The sequence below is a fragment of the Acidovorax sp. YS12 genome (assembly GCA_021496925.1).
In the GTDB taxonomy this organism is placed as follows: domain Bacteria; phylum Pseudomonadota; class Gammaproteobacteria; order Burkholderiales; family Burkholderiaceae_C; genus Paenacidovorax.
The window spans coordinates 3,932,060-3,956,674 of the sequence record CP053915.1; the positions used below are offsets into that span (position 1 = coordinate 3,932,060).

Here is a 24,615-nt window from a genome sequence, read left to right on the forward strand (position 1 = left end):
CCCCAGAAACCCTTATGAATCAATCTGCTGCCTCCACGAATCCGCCCAGCAATGAGGTACGTCAAGCGCTGGAAATTTCCCTGCGCGGGGTGGACGAGCTGCTGCCCCAGGACGAATGGCTGAAGAAGCTCGTGCGCGCCGAGGCCACGGGCCAGCCGCTGCGCATCAAGCTGGGGCTGGATCCGACGGCACCGGACATCCACCTGGGCCACACCGTGGTGCTGAACAAGATGCGCCAGCTGCAGGACCTGGGCCACCAGGTGATCTTCCTGATCGGCGACTTCACCAGCCTGATCGGCGACCCGTCCGGGCGCAACAGCACGCGCCCGCCGCTCACCGCCGCGCAGATCAAGGCCAACGCCGAGACCTACTACACCCAGGCCGCCAAGGTGCTGGACCCGGCGCGCACCGAGATCCGCTACAACAGCGAATGGTGCGACCAGCTGGGCGCGCGCGGCATGATCGAGCTGTCGGCCAGGTACACGGTGGCGCGCATGATGGAGCGCAACGATTTCCACCAGCGCTTCTCCGAAGGCAACTCCATCAGCCTGCATGAATTCCTCTACCCGCTGCTGCAGGGCTACGATTCGGTCGTGCTGAAAAGCGACCTGGAGCTGGGCGGCACCGACCAGAAGTTCAACCTGCTCATGGGCCGCCACCTGCAGCAGGAGTATGGGCAGGAGCCGCAGTGCGTGCTCACCATGCCGCTGCTCGTGGGGCTGGACGGCGAGCACAAGATGTCCAAGTCGAAGAACAACTACATCGGCATCACCGAGGACGCGAACACCATGTTCGCCAAGGTGCTGAGCATCTCGGACACGCTGATGTGGAATTGGTACACCCTGCTGTCCTTCAGGAGCCTGGCCGAAATCGCCGCGCTGAAGGCCGAGGTGGCGGGCGGGCGCAACCCCAAGGACGTCAAGGTGATGCTGGCCAAGGAGATCACCACGCGCTTCCACAGCGCGCAGGCGGCCGACGCGGCGGAGCAGGATTTCCAGAACCGCAGCAAGGGCGGCATTCCCGATGACATCCCCGAGGTGGCGCTTTCTGGCGCCCCCCTGGGCATCGGGGCGCTGCTCAAGCAGGCCAACCTGGCGCCCTCGACCAGCGAGGCCAACCGCCTGATCGACGGCGGCGGCGTGCGCGTGGACGGCGCGGTGGTCAGCGACAAGGGCCTGAAGCTCGCCTCCGGCAGCTACGTGGTGCAGGTGGGCAAGCGCAAGTTCGCCCGCGTCACGCTGGGCTGATTGGGTATAAAAATGGCCGCTAGCCCTTGCTGGGGGAGCGCTGGCAGCTATTGAAAGAGAAGCGCCCAAGCGCCCTCTGGGGCTCCTCAGGCCACGCTTTCCTGGGCGAGGGCGGCGCGGAAGAACGGCAGGTAGGCGCGATCGACCTTGCAGATGTGGTGGATCAGCCAGTCCTTGAGAAACTCCAGCGCTTCGAGCGAAACCTCCTCGCCGTCCTCGAAGCGCATCAGCAGATCCATCGCCTTGGCCGTGAAGCGGTTGTGCTGCGCCTGGTGCGCCGGGGTTTCCGGGTAGTCGTGCTGCTGGAACAGCACCTCCTCGACGATGAAGTGGTTGTGCGTGTAGTCCACCAGGCCTTCCAGCACGGCGCCAATGGCCGCGTGCTGCGGCGCGGGGCTGGAGATTTCGGCATGCAGGGCGTTGGCCAGCCGCACCAGCTCCTTGTGCTGGTTGTCGATCTCCTCGATTCCCAGCTCCAGTTCGCTGGTCCATGGCATGAATGTCATTGCTTCCCTCCTTCCGCGGCCGGCCACATTGCCCGGGGCGGCGAAAGTGTGACAGGAGGTTATTACCAAGGGATGGCTGTTGCCAGGCATTTTGCTGACCTGCATCAATCTCATGCATTGATGTTCATCAGGTCTGGGCCGGTGCGGGCCGGGGGCGGCGCGGCGGGATAATGGCGGCCATCCGGCGCCGGCCGCCCGGCCCGCGCCTTTCTTTCCCCGGATTGCTTTCCAATGACCACAGCACTGGACCTCATCATCATGGCCGCGGGCAAGGGCACGCGCATGAAAAGCCGCATCCCCAAAGTCTTGCAGCACCTGGCGGGCCGTCCGCTGCTGGCGCACGTGCTGGCCGCGGCGGCGCCGCTGCAGCCGCGCCGCGTGGTCGTGGTGACCGGCCATGGTGCTATGGAAGTGGAAGCTGCCAGCGCTGGCTGGGCAAGCCCTGGGGCCGGTTTTGACCTGCAATTCGTGCGCCAGGAGCCGCAGCTCGGCACCGGCCACGCCGTGCAGCAGGCCATGCCCCGGCTGGCCGACGACGGCACCGTGGTGGTGCTCTCGGGCGACGTGCCGCTGACGCGCCCCGAAACCCTGCAGGCGCTGGTGCAGGCCAGCGCGGGCGAGCGCCTGGCGCTGCTCACGGTGCGCCTGCCCGACCCCACGGGCTACGGCCGCATCGTGCGCGGCGCGGACGGCATGGTGCAGCGCATCGTCGAGCACAAGGACGCCAGCGAGGCCGAGCGCGCCATCGGCGAGATCTACAGCGGCATCATGGCCGTGCCCGCGCGGCGGCTCGCGCCCTGGCTGGCGCGGCTGACCAACGACAACGCCCAGGGCGAGTACTACCTGACCGACATCGTTGCCATGGCCGTGCAGGACGGCGTGCCGGTGGCCGCGCATTGCATCGCCGACGCGCTGCAGGTGGAAGGCGTGAACAGCCCTGCGCAGCTCGCCGCGCTGGAGCGCGCCCACCAGCGGCGCCAGGCCGATGCGCTGATGGAGCAGGGCGTGCGCCTGGCCGACCCGGCGCGCTTCGACCTGCGCGACGACGCGCGCAGCGGCGCGCGCGGCGAACTGGCCTGCGGGCAGGACGTGGAGATCGACGTGGGCTGCATCTTCACCGGCCGCGTGGAGATCGGCGCGGGCGCGCGCATCGGCGCCTACTGCTGCATCGGCAACGCCACCATCGCCGCGGGCGCGGTGATCCACCCGTTCACGCACATCGACGGCGAGCAGGCTGGCGCCCGCGTGGGCGAGGGCGCGCTGGTCGGCCCGTTCGCGCGCCTGCGCCCGGGCGCGCACCTGGGGCGCGAGGTGCACATCGGCAACTTCGTCGAAGTGAAGAACTCCACCCTGGCCGACGGCGCCAAGGCCAACCACCTGGCCTACCTGGGCGACGCCAGCGTGGGCGAGCGCGTCAACTACGGCGCCGGCAGCATCACCGCCAACTACGACGGCGCCAACAAGCACCGCACCGTGATCGAGGCCGACGCGCACATCGGCAGCAACTGCGTGCTGGTGGCGCCCGTCACCATCGGCGCCGGCGGCACCGTGGGCGGCGGCTCCACCATCACCAAGAACACGCCGCCCGGCGCCCTGAGCGTGGCGCGCGGCAAGCAGGTCAGCCTGGACGCAAGCAAATGGCAACGCCCGGTGAAGCAGCCCAAGAAGGCTTGAGCGACAGCCTGGGCGCGCAACTGGCCGCGCTGCGCCAGGCGCACGACGGGCTGCTGCACGCCGTCTCGCACGACCTGCGCGCGCCGCTGCGCCACATCACCTCGTTCGCGCCGCTGCTGCGCGAATCGGTGCAGGCGCTGCGCGCGGGCGCGCCGGGGGCGGACGCCGAGGCCGAGCAGTTCCTCGCCACCATGGAGCAGGCCGCGCGCCGCATGGCCGGCATGATCGACGCGCTGCTGCTGCTGTCGCGCGCGCAGCGCGCGCCGCTGCACCCCGGGCCGCTCGACCTTGCTGCGCTGGCGCGCGAAGCCAGCGCGCGCCTGCACGCCGCCGCCCCGCAGCGCGCCGTGGAATGGCAACTGCCCGCCGCGCCCGTGCCGCTGCACGCCGACGCGGCGCTGCTGCGCCAGTTGCTGGACGCGCTGCTGGGCAATGCCTTCAAGTTCACCCAGGGATGCGCGTGCGCGCGCATCGCCCTCACGGTGGAGCCGCAGCCCGGCGCCCTGTGCTGGCGCGTGCAGGACGATGGCGCGGGGTTCGACCCGGCGCGCGCGCAGGGGCTTTTCGGCCTGTTCCAGCGCCTGCACCGCGAGGGCGAGTTCGACGGCGTGGGCGGCGGGCTGGCGCTGGCCCAGGCCATCGTGCAGCGCCATGGCGGGCGGATCGGCGCCACGGCCCTGCCCGGGGCTGGCTGCGTGGTCACCGTCCACTGGCCGGTGGCGCCTGCGCAGCCGTTTCCAGGGTCAGTGGCCGCGTAGCGCCTCCAGCTGCCGCAGGCGCTGGCGCAGCGCCGCCACTTCCTCGATCAGGTCGGCGGTGAGCCCGGCGAGCTGCGGGTCGGCGTCGAAAGTGGCTTCCAGGTGGGCCAGGCGCCGCGCGCGCACCACGGTGGTGGCGCTGAAATGCCAGCCGCCCCCGGCGCGCTCGCCGTGCAGCAGGCCGGCTTCCAGCCGTTCGGTGATCCAGCCGGGCTGCATGCAGCAGGCGCGGGCCAGTTCGTCGAGGGTGAGGCGGGCCTGTTCGTCCAGCAGTTCGGCCAGGGCGCTGCTGCCGCCGTTGTCGTGCGTTGCCATGCTCATGCTCCTTGCGTGCGGGGCTGGAAGTGCGGGAAAGCCTGCGCCAGCGCGCGGTAGGCCGCGCGCTGCGCGTCGGTGGCGGCGGGCGGCAGGGCCACGTGCAGCTCCAGGTACAGGTCGCCGGGCGTGGCGGCGGGAATGCCGCGCTCCTTCAGGCGCAGCTTGCGCCCGGGCTTCCAGCCGGCGGGCACGGTCACTTCCACCGTGGCGCCGCCGGGCGTTTGCACCTCCACGGGGCCGCCGAGCGCTGCCTCCCAGGGGGCGAGGGCGAGCGGCTGGTACACGTCGCGGTCCTCTGCGCGCCAGCGCGCGTCGGGCCTGAACTGCACTTCCAGGAACAGGTCGCCCGCCGGCGCGCCGCCCTGGCCGGGGCCGCCCTGGCCGGCCAGGCGGATGAGCTGGCCCTCGCGCACGCCCTTGGGAATGCTGACCTGCAGCTGGCGCTCCTCGTTGACGAGGTGGCCGCCCGCGTCCAGCCGCGCGCCGCGCAGCGTCAGCGTGCGCTCGGCGCCGTGGTAGGCGTCGAGCAGGTCGAGCTCGATGCGGGCATGGCTGTCGCGCCCGCGCTGCGCGGAGGCGGCCCCGGCGCTTTGTGCGCCCGCGCGCCGTGCGCGCGCGGCCTGGCCGAAGAGCTGCTCGAAGAAGTCGCTGAACTGGGCCTCGTCCATGCCGTGGCCGCCGCCGGGCGCGGCGCCGGTGAACTCGAAGCCCGCGTCCCAGTGCGGCGGCGGGCGGAAGTCGGCGCCCGCGCCGTGCTGCTGTTGCTGCGCCGCCTGGCGGCCCAGCGCGTCGTAGGCGGCGCGCTTTTCCGGGTCCGACAGCACGGTGTTGGCCTCGTTCACCTCGGCCATGCGCGCGGCGGCGTCGGGCTCCTTGCTCACGTCGGGGTGGTAGCGGCGCGCGAGCTTGCGGTAGGCCGCCTTGATGCCGGCGGCCGTGGCGTCGCGCGGCACGCCCAGGATCTGGTAGTAGTCCTTGAACTCCATGCGTGTTCTCCATGCAAAGGCGCCGGGCTTGGCGCCCCGCGCCCACTATAAGAGCACGAAAGACGGCGCTACACCGGCACCGCCGTAGAGAACTTGGCCCGCTTGACGCCGAAGAACGCCTTGACGTTGCGCACGTTCGCATCCTGCGTGAACAGGCGCTGCGCCAGCGCCAGGTAGCCGGGCATGTCGCGCGTGTGGGTGACGAGCACGAAGTCCGGCCCCGGCGATACGCGCCAGCATTGCTGCACGGCCGCGTCGGCCACGGCGCGGGCCTCGAAGGCGTCGAGCTGCTCGGCGCCCTGGCGGTCCAGCGTCACCTCGACGATGGCCGACAGGCCGTGCCCCACCAGCGCCGCCAGCCGCGCGGGCGGCACGATGGCCACCTGGCGCTCGATCAGCCCCAGCGCGTGCAGCCGCCGCACGCGCCGCAGGCAGGTGGGGGGCGACACGTGCACGCGCGCGGCCAGGTCCTGGTTGCTCAGGCTGGCGTCGTGCTGCAGGGCGTTCAGCAGTTGCAGGTCGATGGTGTCGAGTTCGTCGGATTCCATTTTTTCTTCGGTAATGAAATTGAATTTTGCAAATCACAATTGTTGAAATTTAATTCCAAAATCATCCAAAAAACAATCGGTAATTTTTTTGCTCCACCCCTAGCATGGCGGCTTCTTCAAGGAGCTTTCCATGTGCGGCATCGTCGGCGCGGTCTCTTCGCGCAACATCGTTCCCATCCTCGTGCAGGGCCTGCAGCGCCTGGAATACCGCGGCTACGACTCCTGCGGCGTGGCCGTGCATGGCGCCAGCCTGGGCGGCGCGCCGGGCCTGCAGCGCGCGCGCAGCACGGCGCGCGTGGCCGAGCTGCTGGCCCAGGTGCAGGCCGAGCACCTGCAGGGCGCCACCGGCATTGCCCATACGCGCTGGGCCACGCACGGTGCGCCGGCGGTGCATAACGCGCACCCGCACTTCAGCCACGGCCCCGGCAGCGAGGGGCCGGGCCGCGTGGCCCTGGTGCACAACGGCATCATCGAGAACCACGAGGAACTGCGCGCCGAACTGCAGGCGCGCGGCTATGCCTTCGCCAGCCAGACCGACACCGAAGTCATCGCCCACCTGGTGGACAGCCTCTATGGCGGCGACCTGTTCGAGGCCGTGCAGGCCGCCACGGCGCGGCTGCGCGGCGCCTACGCCATCGCCGTCATGCACCGCGACGAGCCGCACCGCGTCGTCGGCGCGCGTGCCGGCTCGCCCCTGGTGCTGGGCGTGGGCGAGGGCGAGAACTTCCTCGCCAGCGACGCCATGGCCCTGGCCGGGGTGACGGACCAGATCGTCTACCTGGAAGAAGGCGACCTGGTGGACCTGCAGCCCGGCCGCTACTGGGTGGCCGGGCGCGACGGCCGCCCGCTGGACGCTGCGCAGCGCCCCGTGCGCACCGTGCACGCGCACAGCGGCGCGGCCGAGCTGGGGCCGTACCGGCACTACATGCAAAAGGAAATCTTCGAGCAGCCGCGCGCCATCGCCGACACGCTTGAAGGCGTGCACGGCATCGTGCCCGAGCTGTTCGGCGATGGCGCGTACCGCGTGTTCAAGGACATCGACGCCGTGCTCATCCTGGCCTGCGGCACCAGCTACTACAGCGGCTGCGTGGCCAAGTACTGGCTGGAGAGCATTGCGCGCATTCCCACGCAGGTGGAAATCGCCAGCGAATACCGCTACCGCGACACCGTGCCCAACCCGCGCCAACTGGTGGTCACCATCAGCCAGTCGGGCGAGACGGCCGACACCCTGGCCGCGCTGCGCCATGCGCAGAGCCTGGGCCACCGCCACACGCTGACGGTGTGCAACGTGGCCACCAGCGCCATGGTGCGCGAATGCCAGTTGGCCTACGTGACGCGCGCCGGGGTGGAGATCGGCGTGGCCTCCACCAAGGCCTTCACCACCCAGCTCGCCGGGCTGTTCCTGCTCACGCTGGCGCTGGCCCAGGTGCATGGCCGCCTGACCGAAGAACAGGAGGCCGCACACCTCAAGGCCATGCGCCACCTGCCGGTGGCGCTGCAGGCCGTGCTGGCGCTGGAGCCGCAGGTGATCCGCTGGGCCGAGGACTTCGCGCGCATGGAGAACGCGCTGTTCCTGGGCCGGGGCGTGCACTACCCGGTGGCGCTGGAGGGCGCGCTCAAGCTCAAGGAAATCAGCTACATCCACGCCGAGGCCTACCCGGCGGGCGAGCTCAAGCACGGCCCGCTCGCGCTGGTGACCAGCAGCATGCCCGTGGTGACGGTGGCGCCCAACGACGCGCTGCTGGAAAAGCTCAAGAGCAACATGCAGGAAGTGCGCGCGCGCGGCGGCGTGCTCTACGTGCTGGCCGACGCCGACACGCGCATCGAGAGCGGCGAGGGCCTGCACGTGATCCGCATGCCCGAGCACTACGGGCCCCTCAGCCCGCTGCTGCACGTGGTGCCGCTGCAACTGCTGGCCTACCACACGGCCTGCGCGCGCGGGACGGATGTGGACAAACCGCGCAACCTCGCCAAGAGCGTGACGGTCGAATGACCGGCGTGCTCTTTGGGGTAGCTATTCTGGGCAATTAAAGTCGTAAACACGCAAATAAAGTCGTAAACAAGCCTCCAGCATTCATGCGGGTTTGCGGGGTGGTCATTTGTAACGGTAAAGTCGTAAACTCGAATTCAACGGGTAGAGAAGACCTAGATATGCGCAACTAACCCCAGCCCCGTGCGGACTTGTTGCTATACAAAAAAGAGCGCTAGCTTTGAGCGCTCTTTTTTGCGAAAACTTCTTGAGGTTCGAGCAGGCCCTACATGCCGCAATGGCTGCAAGAGGCTGGACTGAGACATTCGCTGCCGAAGCCCGAATGCCGGCTTCGGCCGAAACCGGCTACTCGTGCGGCGTGGCCGCGACTGACCGCTGCACGCTCTAAACGTACGGTGGGAGCATCGCCGCATCACGGCGCATGGAATGGCTGTGTTCGCCGCCGGCGCACGTGTTGCGAGCTAGACTGCGCTAGGAGCCCCCCCTTTCCTCCTGCCCCACGCGCCCACGAGCGTGGCCTGTCTACGTCGCATGCATGTGACTGCACCGCATCAAAACAGCTCCTTGCCTTTGCCCTTGCATGCTGAGAATTAAGATGTACCCAGCCAGGAACGGCGACTCGTTCCTCGTAGATGCGGGAGGGCCGTTCATTCTCATCGATGCCGGCTTTGCAAGCACATTCCAGGATTTCGTCAAGAAGGACCTTTCGTTACTTGCCAGCAACGGCTGCCGGCTAGCCCTTGCAGTCTGCACGCACATCGACGCTGACCACATTGGCGGCCTTCTGGAGTTCTTCTCCTCCAATGGTCCTCAGCCACGCCGTATCGTTGAAGTCGACAGGGTGTGGCACAACAGTTTGCGCTCGATGCCGCTTCAACCTGGCGGAGAGGAAGGCGTCCAGGGCAAGCTCGTCCTGGAGGCGCTTCGAAGGCGAGGGTTCGGCGGGCCTGCGGCGCCGGGGCCTATCGGCGCTCGCCAGGGAAGTTCCCTCGCCAAGATGCTTGGGCACGACGGCTACCTTTGGAACGAAGGGAATGGCACGACCTGCATAAGCCAAGACCAGCAGCCGTTAGTCCTCTCGGAGGCGGTTTCAGTGGAGGTAGTCGGTCCAAGTCGCGCGCGGCTTGAAGCGCTGCGGAACGTATGGCTGAAGGAGGTTGCAAAGCTTGGATACAAGGGAGGTGCGGCGTCCACTGATCTTCTCGATGATGCGTACGAGATGTGGTGTGCGACCGCCCCCCAGGCTACAGCTCCACAGATTCGGAAGGTTTCCGCGAACGGCAACATGCGCCTCGCAGACATCTATGTGCCGGACCAGTCCCCTGCAAATGGCAGCTCGATTGCAGTCATCATCACGTCTGCGAGAGTTCGGTCGCTATTCCTTGGGGATGCATGGGCTGAGGATACGGTAGCAAGGCTGCGAGCTGCAAAGCCGACAACAGGCCCCATCCTGTTTGACGCGATTAAGGTTTCGCACCACGGCAGCTGCCACAACACGAGCCCAGAGCTGCTCGCCACTGTTGACGCCCCCTGCTTCCTGATTTCAACAGACGGTAGTCGTCACGGTCACCCAAACTTTGAAGTGCTTGCAGAGATCGTCGACCGCCCCGCACCCTTTGAGAGACGATTGATCTTCAACTATGAGACAGCTGCCTCTACGCGGCTGCGGTCTCACGCCTCTAGATCAGGTACGCCGTTCAGCATCCATATCGCAGACACTAACTGGATTTCACTTGGAGGCTGAACAGAATGACTGAGGAGGGTGTGAAGCTGGCAACCTGCCAGGTCGTCGGCAAAGAGGAATTAGGCACGGGATGGCTGGTCGCAAAGGACCGCATCCTCACCGCCTATCACTGCGTCGAGGCTGCGCATACGGCAGGTGAGTCGGTGGCGGTTCGCTTCGGCTTGGGCGCGTCTGCTTCAGAGCACTCGGTCGTCATCGACTCGCATGACGAGGACCTTGATGTATGCGTGCTTGTGCTTTCAGCGCCACTTGAGATCGAACCCGTTCCACTCAACGTAGAGCCTGTTCGCCCTGGAGAGAAGTGGTCCTGTTTTGGATATCCCGTGGCGAAGCTGCAACTTGGCCACGTTGCCCATGGTGACGTGCAGCAGGTCTTGTCTGATCGTGTGCACGGAGTCGACCTCGACCTGTCCGTCACGGCAGAGACCCAGCTTTCGGACTACAAGGGGTTGTCAGGCTCTGCGTTGATGGTCGGACTGGCTTGTCGGGGCCTGATCCGGCTGAATGTGGACAGCGCACTCTGCGCTTTGAGCCTACACGCAATCAAGCCGTTTCTAGAAGCCTCCGGTCTTATTGCCGACTGGCCCATCACAAAGCCAACCGACGCCCCGATTGGCCAGCGCCCAGCCTTTGACGACCTCCTTGAGTCGACGATTGCCAAGGTCGGTGGTGGCTATGTCTTCCTTGATGGTCCGCACGGAATCGGCAAGTCCACCTACTGCAAGGAGTTCGCGCCGCATTCCGAAACTCTCGAACGACTTGGTGTGTACCACTTCTCCGAGCACCTTCGGGGCGTGACTCCGGCGCATCAAGCTCAGCCAGACGTCTTCTTTGATTGGCTTAACTCGCTCTCTTCGACGCAGTTGACAGGAAGACCAGCGAGACTGCTGGATCTACCCTACAGTGAGCTCGTCACAAGGACGAACAAGCTCTTTGAGGTGTTGGCACAGCACCTGCGCAAGGCCAAGAAGCAGGGAATCATCTTCATTGATGGCATCAATGAGGCTGTTGCGGCAGGAGAGGACGCCTTGAGGCGCTTCGTTGGCCTACTACCGCCGTCTGTGCCTGAAGGCTTGGTGGTGGTGATAACGGGTGTCGGCTTGGATTCAATCGCCGCCAGCTTGAGCCCCATCCTGCAGAGCGCAGAGCGTCTGACCCTTCCCCAGCTTGACGACTCCGTTCAGCACAGCCTGTGTGTTGAGCTTCTTGATCAAGAGAAGGCGAAGTCGAGCACTGTGGCCACACTCTGCGAACGCGCCAAGGGGCACCCGCTGTATCTGCGTTACCTGACAGAGTTGGTCAACGGGGGGGCTGAGCAGTCGGAAATAGACGAGCTTCCAGCTTTCAGCGGAAAGATTGAAGACTACTACGAAACGATCTGGGCAGGCCTGATGGCAAGCCCCGACGCTGTTCATCTCCTGGCTCTCATTGCTCGACTGCGGCAGCCTATACCAGTCGCCAGCCTCGCTGGTCTACTCATGCCGTCTGAGGCAGCCGCCTTGCCTTCAACTCTTGCGCGGATTCGTCATCTCCTGCAGAAGCCTGAAGATGCGGCCATCTATCACTCTTCCTTCTCCGAGTTCATAGTTCTCAAAACCGCGACTGTCGACCAGTCGACGCACAGCCGCCTCGCGGACTTCTGTTTCAGTGGAGACAGCGGTGACTACGGTGCCCTGAACAGGGTTTTTCACTGCCTGCGCGGCCCCAGCTCCTTGAAGATTGAGGGTGTGCGTGCCTGTGGCCAGGAGTGGGTTGATGGATCTGTAGTTCTCGGGACCGAGCCCGATATTTTGCTGGCAGACATAGACGACGCTCTGGAAGTCGCTACTGAGTCTGGAGCCGCAACAGAGATTGTCCGATTGCTGTTGTTGTCGCAGCGTTTGAGCTTTCGCTACAACGTGCTTTTTGTTCAGTGCGCCGAGCTCGTTGCCCGTGCGCTAGTCTCGCTTGGTAAGCCTCAGGTTGCGCTTCGGCATGTTGTTCGTCACGGTCGGCTGGTCCTCTCTCCCGATGAGGCCTTCGCCGTCGCGAATGTCTTGATTCGACACGGTAACGAAGATGACGCACTGGAACTCCTTGAGAGGTTTCAGGGCGAACTCGACCGAGGATTCTTCGAAAGGATCGCCCCCGGAACAAGCATCAACGCTGGAGACTTCTTCGGCGCCATCAAGCTCCGTCTGCACGGCCATTCCCTTGCGCATGCGGCAGGGGCGCATGTGTCCTTCATGAGAACCCTTCAGGCGGTCGTTGAACGCTTCCTGCCATTGTCGAACCTCAAGCCCGAACAACGGGCCGAAGTTGTTCGACACCTTATCGGCGACATGACGGGCGCCAGGCTCACTCTTGAAGGTGCCTACTCACCCGTAAAAGAACTCGGCTTGCCGCCAGACGTCGATCCAAGCCACATGCTGTTGATGCTGCTGCAGATTGTCGAGCACGCCCAAGCACAGGCAAGGCACTATGCAATATCGCTGCCTCGGCACGAACTTGACCTTCTCCTGCAGGATGTGGCGAGCTTCATTGACGCACCTCTCGAACCAGAGCACCGACGCGACGACCTTCTGGACTCCTTGATCGAGTCCGGTGCAGGTGTTGAGCTGGTCGCAAGCTACGCGACAGGCATGGATCTGAGTGACGCTTCGATTCCTCTCACCAAGGAGAACCGTGCAGTTCCGGATGCATCAAGTTTCGAGGATGCCTTACGCTGCATTCGTGCCGCTTGCTTCCTTGATTCAAGGCTTGACGAGCCGCCGCTACTCTCTCCCGATTCCGACGGTTGGGAAGACTGGCTCCAGAGCGTTGCTCGAGCTGTAGCTTGGTGTGACGGCAAAGCTCGGCGTACTGCCGCGGCCAGGGACGAAGCGGGTAGCGCCAAAGTGTGGGCTTTCGCCACAGACAAGCTGCTGCGGGCTTTGGTTCTTGACCTTAGGTCTCGTTGCCACTGGGATTCCAGCTACTTCATTCCAGAAGCGGTCATTCCACTGCTCTATTGCCGCCTAGTCAAGCTCGCTCTTGACTGCAAGCCGTCCGCTGTTGATGTTCTCATCAACACACTTGATCGGGAGTTCGACTCTCAGCTTGGTCTTTACAACGAGGGATTCAGAGCCGTGCTAGCCGGCGTCTTGGACCTGGTTGTGCCCAGCAAGCCGTCGGGCGCGCTGGCTGACAAGACCTTTGAGCTCACGGTTCGCTGGCGAGACTACATCAGTGCCAACCTCGAAAACAGATTCGAACTTGTTCCAGAGCTGCTTCAGATTATCCCATTGCTTGTGGATCTTGAAGCAGTAGAAGAGGCGCAAAGAACCTACCGAATGGTTCTGTCCTTCTCCATGGGACCGAGCTGGTACAAGGAGGATCAGCTATCCCTCATGAGTGGCACATTGGAAGCCCTACCGGCCACGTCTTCGGTGGCTCCAGAGTCCTTGCGGGAGATCGCTGGACTGCTCGAGCGTGCCTCGGGCGAGATGACTTTCCAGCGGTTCGTGCGGGCAGACAAAGGCTCGTTCATTGCTGAGTTGTGTCGCCGTTCGCGCTACTCGGACGCGGTCAGGTACTTTCAACACCAAAGCTGCGGTACGAATGAGCAGCTGCATGTGCAGGCCACGACTGGGAATCTCGATCGAATCTCTGCGCTCGTTGGTATGCGCTTTCCAGGGGCGGCTCTGGAGGAGCAAGCCGCCTTGCTTGCGATGCTGCGGAAAGTGCGTGATGTAGCGCACTGGAGAGTTCGCTGGGCTTTACTTGAGGTATTCCTTCGTGGCGATGAGCGGCACTTACCGGATTGGGGACGCGAGTTTGGCGCCGTACTTTCCGAGTTGACCGAAAGCCCAGATGACTTGATGCAGGCAACGGGTCGATTGAGATCGATCATTGCCTCGCTCAGCGATGAGCGTGCGTGGCTACTGATGATGGCGCTTGTGCCTGCTGTGCCGCCCCCCATCCGAGCCGACTTGGAGGCAGTTCTTGCCACGCGTGAATCGAGACTTGAGCCCAACCAAGTTTCGCAGCTTGAGTCGACCTTCGATGTGAAGCGCGAGCTAGCTGCACGGAACGCAACCGCGACGGAGCCGGAGAAGACCAAGGAGCTTAGCGGGGACAGTGCCGCGAAGGAGTTGGACGAGGACGCACTTTACTTGCCTGGAACGTTTGGAAAGAAGGCGGCTCTACGCGACGCAAGCGAGCGGCTCACCTCTGCACGTCGACAAGCGTCCAGGGGAAACTCTGCCGCGGCAGTACGCGACAGCATTGGGACCCTGAGCGCACTTCAAGACGGCGGATGGTCCATCTGGTCGGGGAATCACTCACATCTGGAGGCGGAGGCAATCATCTCTGCCAACATCCAAGGCGCCGATGAACTTGCCCGTGCTTATGGTCCCCTCCTGCTAGATGAAAGGTACAACCAGCGTTGGATGGTTGCTAACCACGTCATCAGCCTGGTCGGCAGTCGACTTGATCCGGCCGGGCAGACTGAGCTGCTAAGGGTGGCGATCGATCACGTCAGACATCTGGTCGGCGCTGCATCGCCCGGGTCCTTCTCATACATCGGTGCAGACGCTTCCTTAAGTGCGACCGAAGCGTTGAATGAGCTGCTGCTTTGGGCTATTGATCATCCGTCATGGGAACGCAGGGACAGTGCTGCCGCAATGGTGCTGTGGTGCGCCAGATGCGACCCAGGATGGCTGCCCATGCTCGCGCGCCTAGCAGCTTCCATGGAAAGCAGGGCGAGAGCTGATATTGCCGCAGCGGTGCTCGATATACTCTCGCGGGAACGACCAGCGGGGGTGTGGCACATCATTGAGCCTCACGTGCCTTGGGCTGATGGGCTCACCAACTGCGGCCATGTTGGGCGCTTGGCGACTATCTTGCGAATCGCTGAACGCGCCAGCAAGTTGCACATCGATTCGGCGTCGAACGCTATTGCAGCCCTCAAGATGCGGTTCCCGGAAGGCCCATACAACCCGCCCGCTACGTCGGGGCTACCGCCACCCACCTACATTTCCTCCAGCCTGCGGTCGCATTGGCGTGACTTGGATCGCCTTGGCGCTTTGTCCCAGCCTGTGCTTGATCGGGTGGACGCAACACTTCGCAGCCTGTGCGAGCCGCATAGCGTTGCGACAGTGCATGAGCTTGAGAGCCTCGTCGCCGATGGGGCACGGGAATCGCGAACGCTGCCAACCGGACGATGGGCGTCACTGATTCGCTACGCCCTTAATGTTGCGCTGTTCGAGCCGATGCCGGCAAGCAAGCTCAGACTCATCGAGTCGGCGTTGAGGGCGTACAACCCCGAAAGCCTCACGGAGCCGAAAGCTGGCCATGAGCTGCTGAGTAGCTTGTTGGACTGTGTCAACAAGGGCAAGGAGCGCACGTATCGACCCACCTTTGAGGACCTGGTACTTCTAGATCTCCAGAGCTTTGTGGAGCTGAACCACAAGGTGGTGCACCTGGAGCTGATATCCCATCTGATGCCTCCAGGCCACGGACAGCTTCCTCGCTCTGCTGAGTATGCCTTCAAGGCTACTGAACTCCCCCGACCAGGCCCTGAGGAGCCGCTCGCCGTTTGTGGCAGGGCAATGCCCGCACACGCATTCTTTGGAGCCATCACACCCGCCATTCCTACGCCGAGGTTCCTGCAGCTTCTAAGCGCGAGTTCGGCAAGTATCGTTCGATACCATTGGAGAGACGGGGCAGGTGTGGAGGGGCACGAGTCGCATCGACGATTCGAGACCGCCGTCCTGGCAATTCGTCGTGACGCCTTTGCACTGCCTGTCGGCTGGAGAATCCTGTGGGTCATTCGGATTGATGGTGTTGCAAAGACAATCCTCAGCAGCTACTAGGGAGGTTTTGCGAAGTGATGAGACACATGGAAACGCCCTCAACGAGGGCGGAGTTTGAAGAGTGCATGCAGATCGTCCGTGAGCAACTCGTTCAGGGAAAGCTGTTGTTCAGCAAGGGCCTGCGCGGGCCGGAAAGCCTACTAAAGGTCAGGCTGCTCCCGAATCGTCGGATCGACCTGATGAGCATTGACGAATCAGCCCGCTTGCAGGGAAATATGGCTCGACAGTTCATGGACGGTGCCTTTGACGACGTACTTCCTGACAACAACGGACGATGAGCTCTACGACCGTAGTGCTATCTATAGTCGACGTTGGCGGAATTTGTGGTCGGCGTGCCCAGTGACCGTTCGATGCCAGTCAGCGGCAGTTCGCCCTCAACGCTTGACTGACCGAGGTCGCTGCTAATTGACCAGTCATCTCCGCACTGCGCAAGAAGAGGGGGGGGTAAATGACACTTGCCTAGATTGCGGGCCTGCCGGTCGGTGATTTACATTCAGCGGAGCCATTCAATCTACCCAACAGTCATGCAGGCGCAAAAGCTCAAAATACTCATCGGCTCGGCGCGCGCGGCATTGATGCGAGCTTATGAGGCCCATCAGCAACGTCCGATTCATCTCGATTTTGTCGTACAAGCGCATCTTCATTGCCGGTATGTTTCCGGTATTGCAATGCCATACGATGCACAGATCGAAGCACTGGAAGTGCTTGAGCAGCAGTATGAAGATCTAACCGGCGATGTTGATCTGGCCAGGTGGCGAGCGATGCGGGCGAACATGCGCGACATGATTGACGCTGGGGCCATTCATGCCGAGTCGGTGGATAGGGCCGCGGAATTCGTGACGCTGATTGACAGCAAACTCGCAGGGGATGATGAGCCGCCACTGCAGGAGAAATCTAGCGGGCTCGAGGCATTGCGCGAATTGCTGCATCCTGTCGTGATCGATAGCTCCTGGACTCAGTACCAGGCTGGCCACTTGCGAGACGCGGTCCTTAACGCCTTCGTCGCCCTCGGCGACTTCATTCGTGCGCGCACTGGACTTGTGCTCGATGGCAAGGCGCTTGTAGAGCAAGCGCTGTCACCTCATCAGCCTCGCTTGGTGCTCAGCACCTTGGAGACCGAATCTGGCCGAAACGATCAATCGGGATTCATGCAAATTTTCTCCGGTGCCTTCGTAGGTGTGCGCAACCCAAAAGCCCATAGCTTGGCGCACGACCTGGATCCGGTGCAGGCTGCTCAGTACCTCGTGTTTGCGAGTCTTCTGGCTCGCCGAGTTGCCGAGGCACGGCCAGTCTGAGGCGCGCTAGGCGGCAGGTGTCGACAAACAGCCTCTTGCGGCTCAAGTTGAAGACCGGGCCTTTCTCAGCCGACGGTGCCGGCTCTGTGGGTTCGCGTCAACGCGCTCAGTTAGTCACACGAAGTGATCAAGGAATGCCAGGCGTGCAACTAGACGACCGTGATCCTGGTGCACTATCACCCCTCCGAGTTCGCGGCGCCGTTGCGCGCCGATGAGACTCCGGCATGGACGCTCATGACGGTGCTGTTACTGGTGGATGTGCGGGTAGCCCATCCTCCACATCTATTCGCTCTTCCTTGGCCAGTAAGTCAGGCTGGTGATGAAGGGCGAATTGCTCAGGCCTATCTTGCTGGCGGCGGGCAGGAAATCGCCACACCGGAGAACTGCGTGCGCCGTGAGGAGTCGAGTGCAAGCCTTTATGCGACTGCACATTGCTGCAGCTTGTGCCGCAGCTCCCGCCTGACTTCCGGGTTGGACAGTCCGGTGGTGCCGTCACAAGCCACCAGGTTGCTGATGGCTGATATTGGCCAATCCTCAATGTCATCATCCAGGGCAATCCAGTGACGCGGTTTTCTGCGTTGCACGTCAGCCAGGATCTGCACGCCGCGCGGCGTACTGCGGAATGACACTAGGTTCCATGGATCGGCTCCATGGACACGCTTGTGGTACGTGCCGCCGATGAATCGCGCGCGTAGTTGCTCGGGCAGGCGCTGGAGCGTCTTGGCATAGCCGGGGCGGATGCACCAGGTACTACTAAGTACCAGGGCCACAGCGGGGTGTTGGGCCAGTTCCTCTTCCAGGATAGGAAGCCACTCGAACAGGGTGTGATCGGCAGCTTCTTGCGGGCTCATGTAGATGCCACGACGGGGATGCCAGAGCACAGCTTCATGGTGGACCACGCCGTCAAGATCCAGGTAGAGCACGGTGTCGGCACTACGTGGCTTGGAAATGGGAAGATAAGGAGCGCTGGAACTTGGCAGCAAGGCCGTCATGGGAGCATTCTGGGACACCAGCGCCTGATACGCCAACGGTCAGCCGTCCGTACGGGTCCCAGTCCCCTCTAACCGCAGGCCGAGCAAACGCTCAAGATCGGTAAGAACTGTTCGAGACGCACTGCGCGATTGCTGCAGCGATTCAGCCATGTCGGTTGGCACGAGCACCAATTCCAGGCCCAACTCTATGGTCAACGCCATGACGTTCGTGAGCTTCGGTGTATTGACCCAGCAGAACCTGCACAGGTCAGGCCGCTAATGCAAACGCCTCAGCGGGTGTTCTCATTTTCAGCGCCTGGTGCGGGTGCCGGTGGTTGTAGAAGTGGATCCAGTCCCCGATCAGGCGGCTGGCATGCTGCAGCGATTCGAAGCGGTGCCGATGCACGCATTGCTCCTTGAGCGTGCGGATCACCCGCTCGACCAAGCCATTCTGCTCAGGGCTGTGCGGTGTGATGAACTCCTGGCGCAGTCCGTAGCTCTTAACCAGGGCTGTGAAGCTGCGGCTGGTGAAGACCAGCCCATTGTCCGAACGCAGCAGGAACGGCTCAGATACTCGGTCCAGCGTGTCGAAGCGCGCGATCAGCGCCTGCTCCAGCGCTGACTCCGCCGTCTTCGATTTCCCGCTGCGCGACAGGTGCCAACCCAGCAGTTCGCGGCTGTGGCAGTCGATCACCAAGGCCATCGTGGTCCAGCCGTCGCGGCCGGCCCAGACTCGGCACATGTCAGTGGGCCAGCGCTCGTTGGGCGCCTTGGCCACTGAGGGCAGTGATTGGATCCTGGGCCTGAAGCCCACCGGGCGCTTGCGTACCTGCCAGCCCTTGAGCTGGAAGATGCGCTGCACGGTGTTCTTGTTGAACCCCAGCAGGTATGCCACGGTCCGATACCCGAAGGACGGGTTCTCCTCGATCATGGCCTTGATCGGCGCCACGAAGCGATCCTGCAACTTTGGCGTAGCTTTGACCGAGCGGTAGTACACGGTGCGCCTGGGCACACCAAACCAGCGGCACAGCTTGGAGATCGAAACGGTAATGCCATCGGCCTGCAGTCCCTGGCGGATCGTCTCGATCACTTCTCGTCCTCGCCCAGCAGGGACTGCAATTTTTTTCTGGCACGCAGCTCCAGCATCGCTTCGCCGTAGGCTTCCTGCAGTTCCTTGAGCTGGCGCTCGTACTGCTCGCGCACGTCCTGCGGGTTGGCCTTCAGGGCGTTCTCCATCCCTTTGCGGCCATCCTCCACCCAGCTCTCTATTTCCGAGGGCGGCAGGTCATAGAACCGACTGGCTTCGGCCACGCTGGTCTTGCCCTGGATGATCTCCAGTACTGTGAGGTTTCAAATTAATTGAGACATTCTTGAAATACGTGAGATTGATCTACCAGCGACTGATGCGTGTATTTGCCGCCCCGGAGCAGACCTAACTCGAGTAGTGGTGGAGGGCACTTTGGCGCCTCAGTGAGGCCGCTCTTGCGCATTCAACGCACGCGGCTTGCAGCGCACGCCTGAGAATGCCCTCATGGCAACTCTGCCCGCAGGCCCCCTTGCCCCCTACCTCCCGGCCTCCGCTCCCCGCAGCGCCGATGTGGTTCTATACCTTGACCTTGATGGCGTGGTTCACCATGAAGCCGTGCTCTGGCACCCCTACCGCGGCATCTACATGAGCCCCTACGAGGCCCCCGGCCATGCGCTGTTCGAGTGGCTTCCTATCCTGGAGGAAGAGCTGGCCCCGCACCCCTCTGTGGCCCTGGTGCTCAGCAGCACTTGGTGCATCCGCCCGGGCTATGCCAAGACGCTCCAGCGCCTGCCCGAGCAGCTGCGAGCGCGATTCATCGGAGGTACATACCACAAGCGTGTCCATGGCGCCGATCCGTGGAACCTGGCATCGTTCCGCAGTACCCCGCGCGGCATGCAGATCCTGGCCGACGTGCAGCGCAGAAAGCCGCGCCACTGGATCGCCCTGGACGATGACATCGAGGACTGGCCCCAAGCTGCCATCAGCAACCTGGTCGTTTGCGAGGGCACCACTGGCCTGTCCAACCTCGAAGTCCGGCAGAACCTGCGACGCAAGCTGCAGCAATGTGTGGCCGCTTGAAGGGCTTGGACTTGATTCCTCACTGCGCACGCGTTTCTCTGGCGCGGCGATTCCCTGACCTCCACCAGCAAGATGGGCCTGGGCAACTCACCCTTCATCAGCGGCCTGGTGAAGGAAGATCTGCCGTCGAGACGTGACTAAAGGCGACGCTCACTCAGCCCAAGCTGCCTCAGCCTCCGGCCACAAGTTGGGCAACAAAAACCGCAACATGTCCATCGGCACACCGAAGCGCACCAAGCCGCGCGGCGAGCCCGACTGCAGCAACCCGGCTTCCAGCAGCTTTCTGATGAGGGTTGTGGCCGTACGCTCGCCCAGCCCAGTCATGGCCGCGAAATCCCCGCGAGTGACTGCCCCTTGCGTGGCAAAGAGGTAGTGCAGGGGCAGCAGTGCCTCCATGCGCAGCCCTCGCTGGCCCACTTGCTCTTCATGCACAAGCAGCGCCTTCAACCGATCCAGCATATCTTGCCGGTGGAACATGTGTTGCATGAAGCGCACCTCCTCCAGGCACATGTCCAGGAAGAAGTCGATCCACGCCACCAGCATGCGCTCGCTGAGCGGCCCGGGCCCATCCAGTTCGTCCTGACGGGGCTGATCTGCATCGCTCAGCCTTTGGTTGTACCTGCCGCCACTTCTCGCCAGGCCGCGCAACGGCGACCAGAGCCCTGGGGCCAAACCCAGGGACTGCAGAACGGCCCAGGTGTGCAAGCGGACCACCCGCCCGTTGCCGTCGGCAAACGGATGCATCCAGGCCAGGCGGTGGTGTGCGGCCGCCGCGGCCACGATCTGCGTCTCCCCGCGCCGCACACCGCCGTAGACCTCGGCCCAGCGTTGGAGCATGGCATCCGGTGCCTCCCTGCCTGGCGCGATATGGCGCCCGATGGTCACATCGCATATGCGCAGCGCTCGTGGCATGGGCTCACCATCGGGGGCCAAAGGTCTAAGGATATGGGAGTGAATAGACCTTACGACAGGGGGCGAGTAGAGATCGGCAGCGGATTGGGAGGACGCCTGGAGCCAGCGCTCGGCTTCCACATGCGCCACGGCCAATTGCTGGCGCCGAGCCCTATCCACATCGGGAGAGAAATCCCCCGCGAGGGCGCGCGCAATCTCCAGCGGACTGGCGTGTTCCCCCTCGATCTTGTTCGAGTAGTAGGCATTCATCGACGGCAGCAGATTCGCCAGTGCTGCGTTCGCGCCGTTCTGGCAGGCGCCGCTCAGCCGTGCGGCCGCCATTTGGAGGTCACGGGCCTTCCCCAGCAGTCCATCGGCTTGAGGAACTCTGGGCAGCAGCGGCTCAAGAGCTGCTGGCGTGATCGGTGGCGTGACCATTTGCGAATCATGAAACTTGTGCAAGCCCATGATTTTGATGGACTTATCCAGACATTCAGGAAGAATTTTGCGGATGCAGATGCGACTATGCCAAGCACTGATTTCGGTGAGAGTATGGGCAATGCCTATGAGAGGTGTTCAAGCTGGCATGCACGCTCGTGTTGCAGAATGAGCGATAGAGACGGAGGAGCATGCATGGACGAGTCGACAAAATCTGTGGCAAAGGCAGCGGAGGAAGTCGCTAAAACAGCGGGCAAAGCGATTGACGCAGGGCGTGCCACGGGCAGCTTCCTTGCACAAATCGTCAAGGAGCCTTTGACGGAGGCAGCAGGTCTGCTTACCGACAAGATCAAGTATCGGCGTTGGGAAAATGCCTTGGACATGCAGACGCGTCTGGATCAAAAGATCGCTGCACTGGGCTCCAGATATGCGCCACGCGCTGTACCAATGGGGGTTAGCGTGCCACTGATCGAAGCAGTGTCTCTGGAGGACTCTGGAGAAGTGCGCGAGCTATGGGCAAATTTAGCCCTGAGCTTCTCCAACGCCCAAGGTGGAGCGCTTCCAAACAAAGCTTTCGTTGCGGCCTTGAGTGAGATGTCATCGCTGGATGCGCTGATCTTCAACAACGTCTATTCAACACCTGAAGCCGACACGCACTGCATATTGGCCGCACAACTGCCAGCGATCGTGGAATTTGAGCTACCGAAGCAAAGCGAGACTCTCACGAAACCAAAGCAGCCCTCCATTGAAGTAGGGCTCGCCATCGCGAACCTGTTCCGCCTGCAGTGTCTGCAAACTGCAAAGTACATGGGCGGCCCAGACGTCTATTCCACGATCTACACAACACATTTCGGCCGTGCATTGTTTGATGCGTGTGCAGCCCCGTTGTAGCCGCCTTCGCTAAAAAGGTAGCGGCCCCTCAACTGAGCCTCTCCCATATCACCTGAAAATCCCACATGCCCCCGACCGCTAAACAAATGGCTCAAGGCCACACCCGCTTCCTGGACGCCTATCCCCAGATTCACGCGGAGGTCATGGCCTATGACGATGCTGTGGCTAATGCCCTGGGCTTAGAATTGGAGACTATGCGCACTCAAGCAACAGCTGAGGCTATCGTGAAGCAGACCAATGACCTTAATATAGACCCGTTCGAGTTCCTTCTGCGGTTCGCGGTGGACACCGAAGAAGAGCGTAAGCAGCTCTTGGACTCTCGCAAGGAGTCCATACGCAGGGCGCTATTTACATGAAGCTGCACAGTGTTTTTTTTGATCTATGAGACGGACGAGCGCAGTCTGCCTCATTACTACGATGGCCCATCAGTGTATCGCGCCGCTCGTCGCAGATGATTTTCCTTCTCTGCTTGCACACCTGAAGGAACTGGCGCCGCTGGCCTAGCTACCTTAACGTGTGACAGGGAAATGCCTTGCGCCCTGATTTTGCTATCCCCTTGGAGTATCCGAATGGCCCCGGAACTACACCCTCCTGTCAATCCTTTGAGGTGTGCTACGCGTTAGGCGTGGGTGATATAGCTGCATCTTTCATGCAGGGCACTGATCGGGATCGCCGTGCCGATACCCTCAAAGGGCGCCGCTGGGATCTCGGGGACGGCAACCTTCCCTTGTACCTCTATAAGTACCGGCATCTGGAGACCGACAATCCCGATGAGCAGGCCAAGGCTGCGCTCCTTGAACGAGCCAGAGACTTTCTTGTGCGTGGCAAGATCTGGGTAGCGGCAGCTGAAACGCTGAATGACCTGCACGATATGCGCTTCAATGTGGTGCAAACCAATGATCCTCAAGTGATTGAGGATTGGCTGAACGCCAATGCTCACCTGCTCCGCCACATGGCACCAGCGAAACGGATCGCGCTGACGGGCGTTCTACGACGCCGAAAAATGGGCCCCGCTGAGATGGCAGAGCTTCAGACCGCTCTGGAGAAGACCATGGGTGTCTTTTGCGCTTCTCAGGATCCGAGGAACGAGCCCATGTGGGCACACTATGCGGCTGACCACCGTGGCTACTGTGTCCAGATTGATACCACGCAGGATGAACTATTCTTGCTCGCTGAGAAAGCCATTTACACCGCAACTTTCCCTACGATTACCCTTCCCAATGCCAACCGGCATGATCAAACGGCAGCCTACCTGTCAAAGTCCACTGCATGGTCCTATGAGCGAGAGTGGCGAGTTGTCGTTCCTCAGAGCAACTTTGCAGTGCGCCTTCGGCCTAACGCGATCGCAGGCGTGATTTTGGGGGCCAGGGCCTCGACAGCAACACGCGAGGCGATTCAAGCTTTCAACGCGGAGCGAGTTCAAGCAGGGTACCGACCGTTTCGGGTATACCAATCCCGCCAACATAGGGATCGCTTTGGGATGCTCATCTCCAAGGCGATGCTTTGAGCATTGGTAAACTGCCTCGGCTTCACTCAGCTATTTCAAAACGCTACAGGAGCGAGATGCATGTGCCGCAGCTCACGCAATTGGTGTTGGGGTTGAGCCTTCACGCATAGCAGCCGTTGTCCAGCACCACCGATCTGCGCGTCCAATTCGGGGCGAAATGAGTGTCCAACTCAAACCGGGTTAGTGTCCAAATACGGTCGAAGTATGCAGGCTCTGCCGCGTTGGTCGTAGCGATTGCCGCTGCAGCTTTCCTCTGCACTGTTTTCCCCGTTGCTGCGCGGTCTTCTCGAGGTGAGCCGCTGCGCGTCGAGTTGCCCACGCGCTTCGCACAATGCCCGCAGTTTTTCGCGAACGGACAACCGCCCCAGGTACCCGCTCAACCCGCACTGCGCGAGCTTTGCTACGAGGCCTTCGCAGTGCTGCACAGGGGTGAGCGTCCAGCGATCCCACCTTGCGCCTGACACAACGACTGCCGAGGATGGCGTCCACCTAAATTTGGCGGACGCCTATGCATCCCAATACTCCCAATCGCCGAGTCCACAGCGCCGATTTCAAGGCGCAGATCCTGGCGGAGTGCCGACAGCCCGGCGCATCGGTCTCTGCAGTGGCCATCGCGCACGGCCTGAACACCAACGTCGCGCGCAAGTGGCTCGCGGGCCGGGGCCTCAAGCGCATGTGTGCCGCGGCGGGTGCGGCCGGTGGCAGCGCGCCTGCCCTGCAGTTCGTCCCCGTGGAGTTGCCGCGCCCCGAGCCAATCGCCGCTGCTGCACGACAGACGGACATCCGCATCGAGCTTCAGCGCGGCGGGCTGCACGTGAAGCTCCAGTGCGCTGCCAGCGCAGGCGCACTGTACGCTGCGCAATTGCGCGCCCTGGCCGATGCCCTGTGCGCCGCCTGAGGAGCCGGTCCG

21 protein-coding genes are annotated in these 24,615 nt (G+C 62.8%); 13 read left to right on the forward strand and 8 right to left on the reverse strand.

Annotated features, from left to right (window positions below; genetic code table 11):
- Window positions 1-14: 14 nt before the first annotated feature.
- Complete coding sequence (locus tag YS110_17605) at window positions 15-1,247, forward strand: tyrosine--tRNA ligase (GenBank protein UJB66442.1); 1,233 nt, start codon at window positions 15-17, stop codon at window positions 1,245-1,247.
- An 86-nt stretch (window positions 1,248-1,333) separates the two neighbouring features.
- Here YS110_17605 and YS110_17610 read toward each other — a convergent pair whose 3' ends face one another.
- A complete protein-coding gene (locus YS110_17610; GenBank protein UJB66443.1) occupies window positions 1,334-1,753 on the reverse strand; it encodes a bacteriohemerythrin in 420 nt (139 codons plus the stop codon).
- Between the two features lie 231 nt (window positions 1,754-1,984).
- Between YS110_17610 and glmU the strand changes: the two genes are divergently transcribed.
- A complete protein-coding gene (gene glmU, locus YS110_17615; GenBank protein ID UJB66444.1) occupies window positions 1,985-3,427 on the forward strand; it encodes a bifunctional UDP-N-acetylglucosamine diphosphorylase/glucosamine-1-phosphate N-acetyltransferase GlmU in 1,443 nt (480 codons plus the stop codon).
- Complete coding sequence (locus YS110_17620; protein UJB66445.1) at window positions 3,391-4,185, forward strand: two-component sensor histidine kinase; 795 nt, start codon at window positions 3,391-3,393, stop codon at window positions 4,183-4,185. The genes glmU and YS110_17620 overlap by 37 nt, the downstream gene beginning before the upstream one ends.
- On the opposite strand, the gene YS110_17625 is transcribed toward YS110_17620, so the two are convergent.
- From YS110_17625 to YS110_17635, 3 genes are all read right to left on the reverse strand, one after another.
- Window positions 4,171-4,500 carry a MerR family transcriptional regulator gene (locus YS110_17625; GenBank protein UJB66446.1) on the reverse strand — a complete coding sequence of 110 codons (330 nt, stop codon included), beginning with the start codon at window positions 4,498-4,500 and terminating at the stop codon, window positions 4,171-4,173. The genes YS110_17620 and YS110_17625 overlap by 15 nt on opposite strands.
- Before the next feature lie 2 nt (window positions 4,501-4,502).
- The gene (locus tag YS110_17630; protein UJB66447.1) at window positions 4,503-5,489 is read right to left on the reverse strand and encodes a DnaJ domain-containing protein; all 987 of its coding nucleotides are present in this window, start codon (window positions 5,487-5,489) and stop codon (window positions 4,503-4,505) included.
- 68 nt (window positions 5,490-5,557) lie between these two features.
- Window positions 5,558-6,037, reverse strand: coding sequence for an Lrp/AsnC family transcriptional regulator (locus YS110_17635; protein UJB66448.1), 480 nt, complete (start codon window positions 6,035-6,037; stop codon window positions 5,558-5,560).
- A 130-nt stretch (window positions 6,038-6,167) separates the two neighbouring features.
- Here YS110_17635 and glmS point away from each other — a divergent pair, with 130 nt between their 5' ends.
- The 5 genes from glmS (at window position 6,168) to YS110_17660 (ending at window position 16,900) form a co-directional block, all read left to right on the forward strand.
- A complete protein-coding gene (gene glmS / locus YS110_17640) occupies window positions 6,168-8,030 on the forward strand; it encodes a glutamine--fructose-6-phosphate transaminase (isomerizing) (protein ID UJB66449.1) in 1,863 nt (620 codons plus the stop codon).
- A gap of 577 nt (window positions 8,031-8,607) precedes the next feature.
- Complete coding sequence (locus tag YS110_17645) at window positions 8,608-9,771, forward strand: MBL fold metallo-hydrolase (protein UJB66450.1); 1,164 nt, start codon at window positions 8,608-8,610, stop codon at window positions 9,769-9,771.
- Between the two features lie 5 nt (window positions 9,772-9,776).
- Entirely contained in the window at window positions 9,777-15,605 is a 5,829-nt protein-coding gene (locus tag YS110_17650; protein ID UJB66451.1) for a serine protease, read from the forward strand.
- Window positions 15,606-15,622: 17 nt separating this feature from the next.
- The gene (locus YS110_17655) at window positions 15,623-15,883 is read left to right on the forward strand and encodes a hypothetical protein (GenBank protein UJB66452.1); all 261 of its coding nucleotides are present in this window, start codon (window positions 15,623-15,625) and stop codon (window positions 15,881-15,883) included.
- A gap of 390 nt (window positions 15,884-16,273) precedes the next feature.
- Window positions 16,274-16,900: a TIGR02391 family protein gene (locus tag YS110_17660; protein ID UJB67505.1), complete on the forward strand. Its 627-nt coding sequence runs from the start codon at window positions 16,274-16,276 to the stop codon at window positions 16,898-16,900.
- Between the two features lie 416 nt (window positions 16,901-17,316).
- Here YS110_17660 and YS110_17665 read toward each other — a convergent pair whose 3' ends face one another.
- The 3 genes from YS110_17665 to YS110_17675 all read right to left on the reverse strand — a co-directional run bounded on the left by YS110_17665 (window position 17,317) and on the right by YS110_17675 (window position 19,209).
- Complete coding sequence (locus tag YS110_17665; GenBank protein UJB66453.1) at window positions 17,317-17,892, reverse strand: hypothetical protein; 576 nt, start codon at window positions 17,890-17,892, stop codon at window positions 17,317-17,319.
- Between the two features lie 247 nt (window positions 17,893-18,139).
- Window positions 18,140-18,961, reverse strand: coding sequence for an IS3 family transposase (locus YS110_17670; GenBank protein ID UJB66454.1), 822 nt, complete (start codon window positions 18,959-18,961; stop codon window positions 18,140-18,142).
- A complete protein-coding gene (locus tag YS110_17675; protein UJB67506.1) occupies window positions 18,958-19,209 on the reverse strand; it encodes a transposase in 252 nt (83 codons plus the stop codon). The genes YS110_17670 and YS110_17675 overlap by 4 nt, the downstream gene beginning before the upstream one ends.
- Before the next feature lie 193 nt (window positions 19,210-19,402).
- On the opposite strand from YS110_17675, the gene YS110_17680 reads away from it, so the two are divergent.
- Window positions 19,403-19,978, forward strand: a complete 576-nt coding sequence (locus YS110_17680) for a hypothetical protein (protein UJB66455.1) — start codon at window positions 19,403-19,405, stop codon at window positions 19,976-19,978.
- A gap of 150 nt (window positions 19,979-20,128) precedes the next feature.
- Here YS110_17680 and YS110_17685 read toward each other — a convergent pair whose 3' ends face one another.
- Window positions 20,129-21,307: a Fic family protein gene (locus YS110_17685; GenBank protein ID UJB66456.1), complete on the reverse strand. Its 1,179-nt coding sequence runs from the start codon at window positions 21,305-21,307 to the stop codon at window positions 20,129-20,131.
- A gap of 195 nt (window positions 21,308-21,502) precedes the next feature.
- Between YS110_17685 and YS110_17690 the strand changes: the two genes are divergently transcribed.
- The 4 genes from YS110_17690 (at window position 21,503) to YS110_17705 (ending at window position 24,603) form a co-directional block, all read left to right on the forward strand.
- Window positions 21,503-22,198: a hypothetical protein gene (locus YS110_17690; protein ID UJB66457.1), complete on the forward strand. Its 696-nt coding sequence runs from the start codon at window positions 21,503-21,505 to the stop codon at window positions 22,196-22,198.
- A 65-nt stretch (window positions 22,199-22,263) separates the two neighbouring features.
- Window positions 22,264-22,554 carry a hypothetical protein gene (locus tag YS110_17695; protein ID UJB66458.1) on the forward strand — a complete coding sequence of 97 codons (291 nt, stop codon included), beginning with the start codon at window positions 22,264-22,266 and terminating at the stop codon, window positions 22,552-22,554.
- A 293-nt stretch (window positions 22,555-22,847) separates the two neighbouring features.
- Window positions 22,848-23,705 (forward strand): DUF2971 domain-containing protein, encoded by an 858-nt coding sequence (locus YS110_17700; protein UJB66459.1) that lies wholly within the window; start codon window positions 22,848-22,850, stop codon window positions 23,703-23,705.
- Between the two features lie 508 nt (window positions 23,706-24,213).
- Window positions 24,214-24,603 carry a transposase gene (locus YS110_17705; protein ID UJB66460.1) on the forward strand — a complete coding sequence of 130 codons (390 nt, stop codon included), beginning with the start codon at window positions 24,214-24,216 and terminating at the stop codon, window positions 24,601-24,603.
- Window positions 24,604-24,615: the final 12 nt, after the last annotated feature.

Coding starts and splice junctions, on each gene's coding strand:
- YS110_17605 (UJB66442.1), top strand. CDS start 15: ATGAATCAATCTGCTGCCTCCACGAATCCGCCCAGCAATGAGGTACGT.
- YS110_17610 (UJB66443.1), bottom strand. CDS start 1,753: ATGACATTCATGCCATGGACCAGCGAACTGGAGCTGGGAATCGAGGAG.
- glmU (UJB66444.1), top strand. CDS start 1,985: ATGACCACAGCACTGGACCTCATCATCATGGCCGCGGGCAAGGGCACG.
- YS110_17620 (UJB66445.1), top strand. CDS start 3,391: ATGGCAACGCCCGGTGAAGCAGCCCAAGAAGGCTTGAGCGACAGCCTG.
- YS110_17625 (UJB66446.1), bottom strand. CDS start 4,500: ATGGCAACGCACGACAACGGCGGCAGCAGCGCCCTGGCCGAACTGCTG.
- YS110_17630 (UJB66447.1), bottom strand. CDS start 5,489: ATGGAGTTCAAGGACTACTACCAGATCCTGGGCGTGCCGCGCGACGCC.
- YS110_17635 (UJB66448.1), bottom strand. CDS start 6,037: ATGGAATCCGACGAACTCGACACCATCGACCTGCAACTGCTGAACGCC.
- glmS (UJB66449.1), top strand. CDS start 6,168: ATGTGCGGCATCGTCGGCGCGGTCTCTTCGCGCAACATCGTTCCCATC.
- YS110_17645 (UJB66450.1), top strand. CDS start 8,608: ATGCTGAGAATTAAGATGTACCCAGCCAGGAACGGCGACTCGTTCCTC.
- YS110_17650 (UJB66451.1), top strand. CDS start 9,777: ATGACTGAGGAGGGTGTGAAGCTGGCAACCTGCCAGGTCGTCGGCAAA.
- YS110_17655 (UJB66452.1), top strand. CDS start 15,623: ATGAGACACATGGAAACGCCCTCAACGAGGGCGGAGTTTGAAGAGTGC.
- YS110_17660 (UJB67505.1), top strand. CDS start 16,274: ATGCCATACGATGCACAGATCGAAGCACTGGAAGTGCTTGAGCAGCAG.
- YS110_17665 (UJB66453.1), bottom strand. CDS start 17,892: ATGACGGCCTTGCTGCCAAGTTCCAGCGCTCCTTATCTTCCCATTTCC.
- YS110_17680 (UJB66455.1), top strand. CDS start 19,403: ATGGCAACTCTGCCCGCAGGCCCCCTTGCCCCCTACCTCCCGGCCTCC.
- YS110_17685 (UJB66456.1), bottom strand. CDS start 21,307: ATGGTCACGCCACCGATCACGCCAGCAGCTCTTGAGCCGCTGCTGCCC.
- YS110_17690 (UJB66457.1), top strand. CDS start 21,503: ATGGACGAGTCGACAAAATCTGTGGCAAAGGCAGCGGAGGAAGTCGCT.
- YS110_17695 (UJB66458.1), top strand. CDS start 22,264: ATGCCCCCGACCGCTAAACAAATGGCTCAAGGCCACACCCGCTTCCTG.
- YS110_17700 (UJB66459.1), top strand. CDS start 22,848: ATGCAGGGCACTGATCGGGATCGCCGTGCCGATACCCTCAAAGGGCGC.
- YS110_17705 (UJB66460.1), top strand. CDS start 24,214: ATGCATCCCAATACTCCCAATCGCCGAGTCCACAGCGCCGATTTCAAG.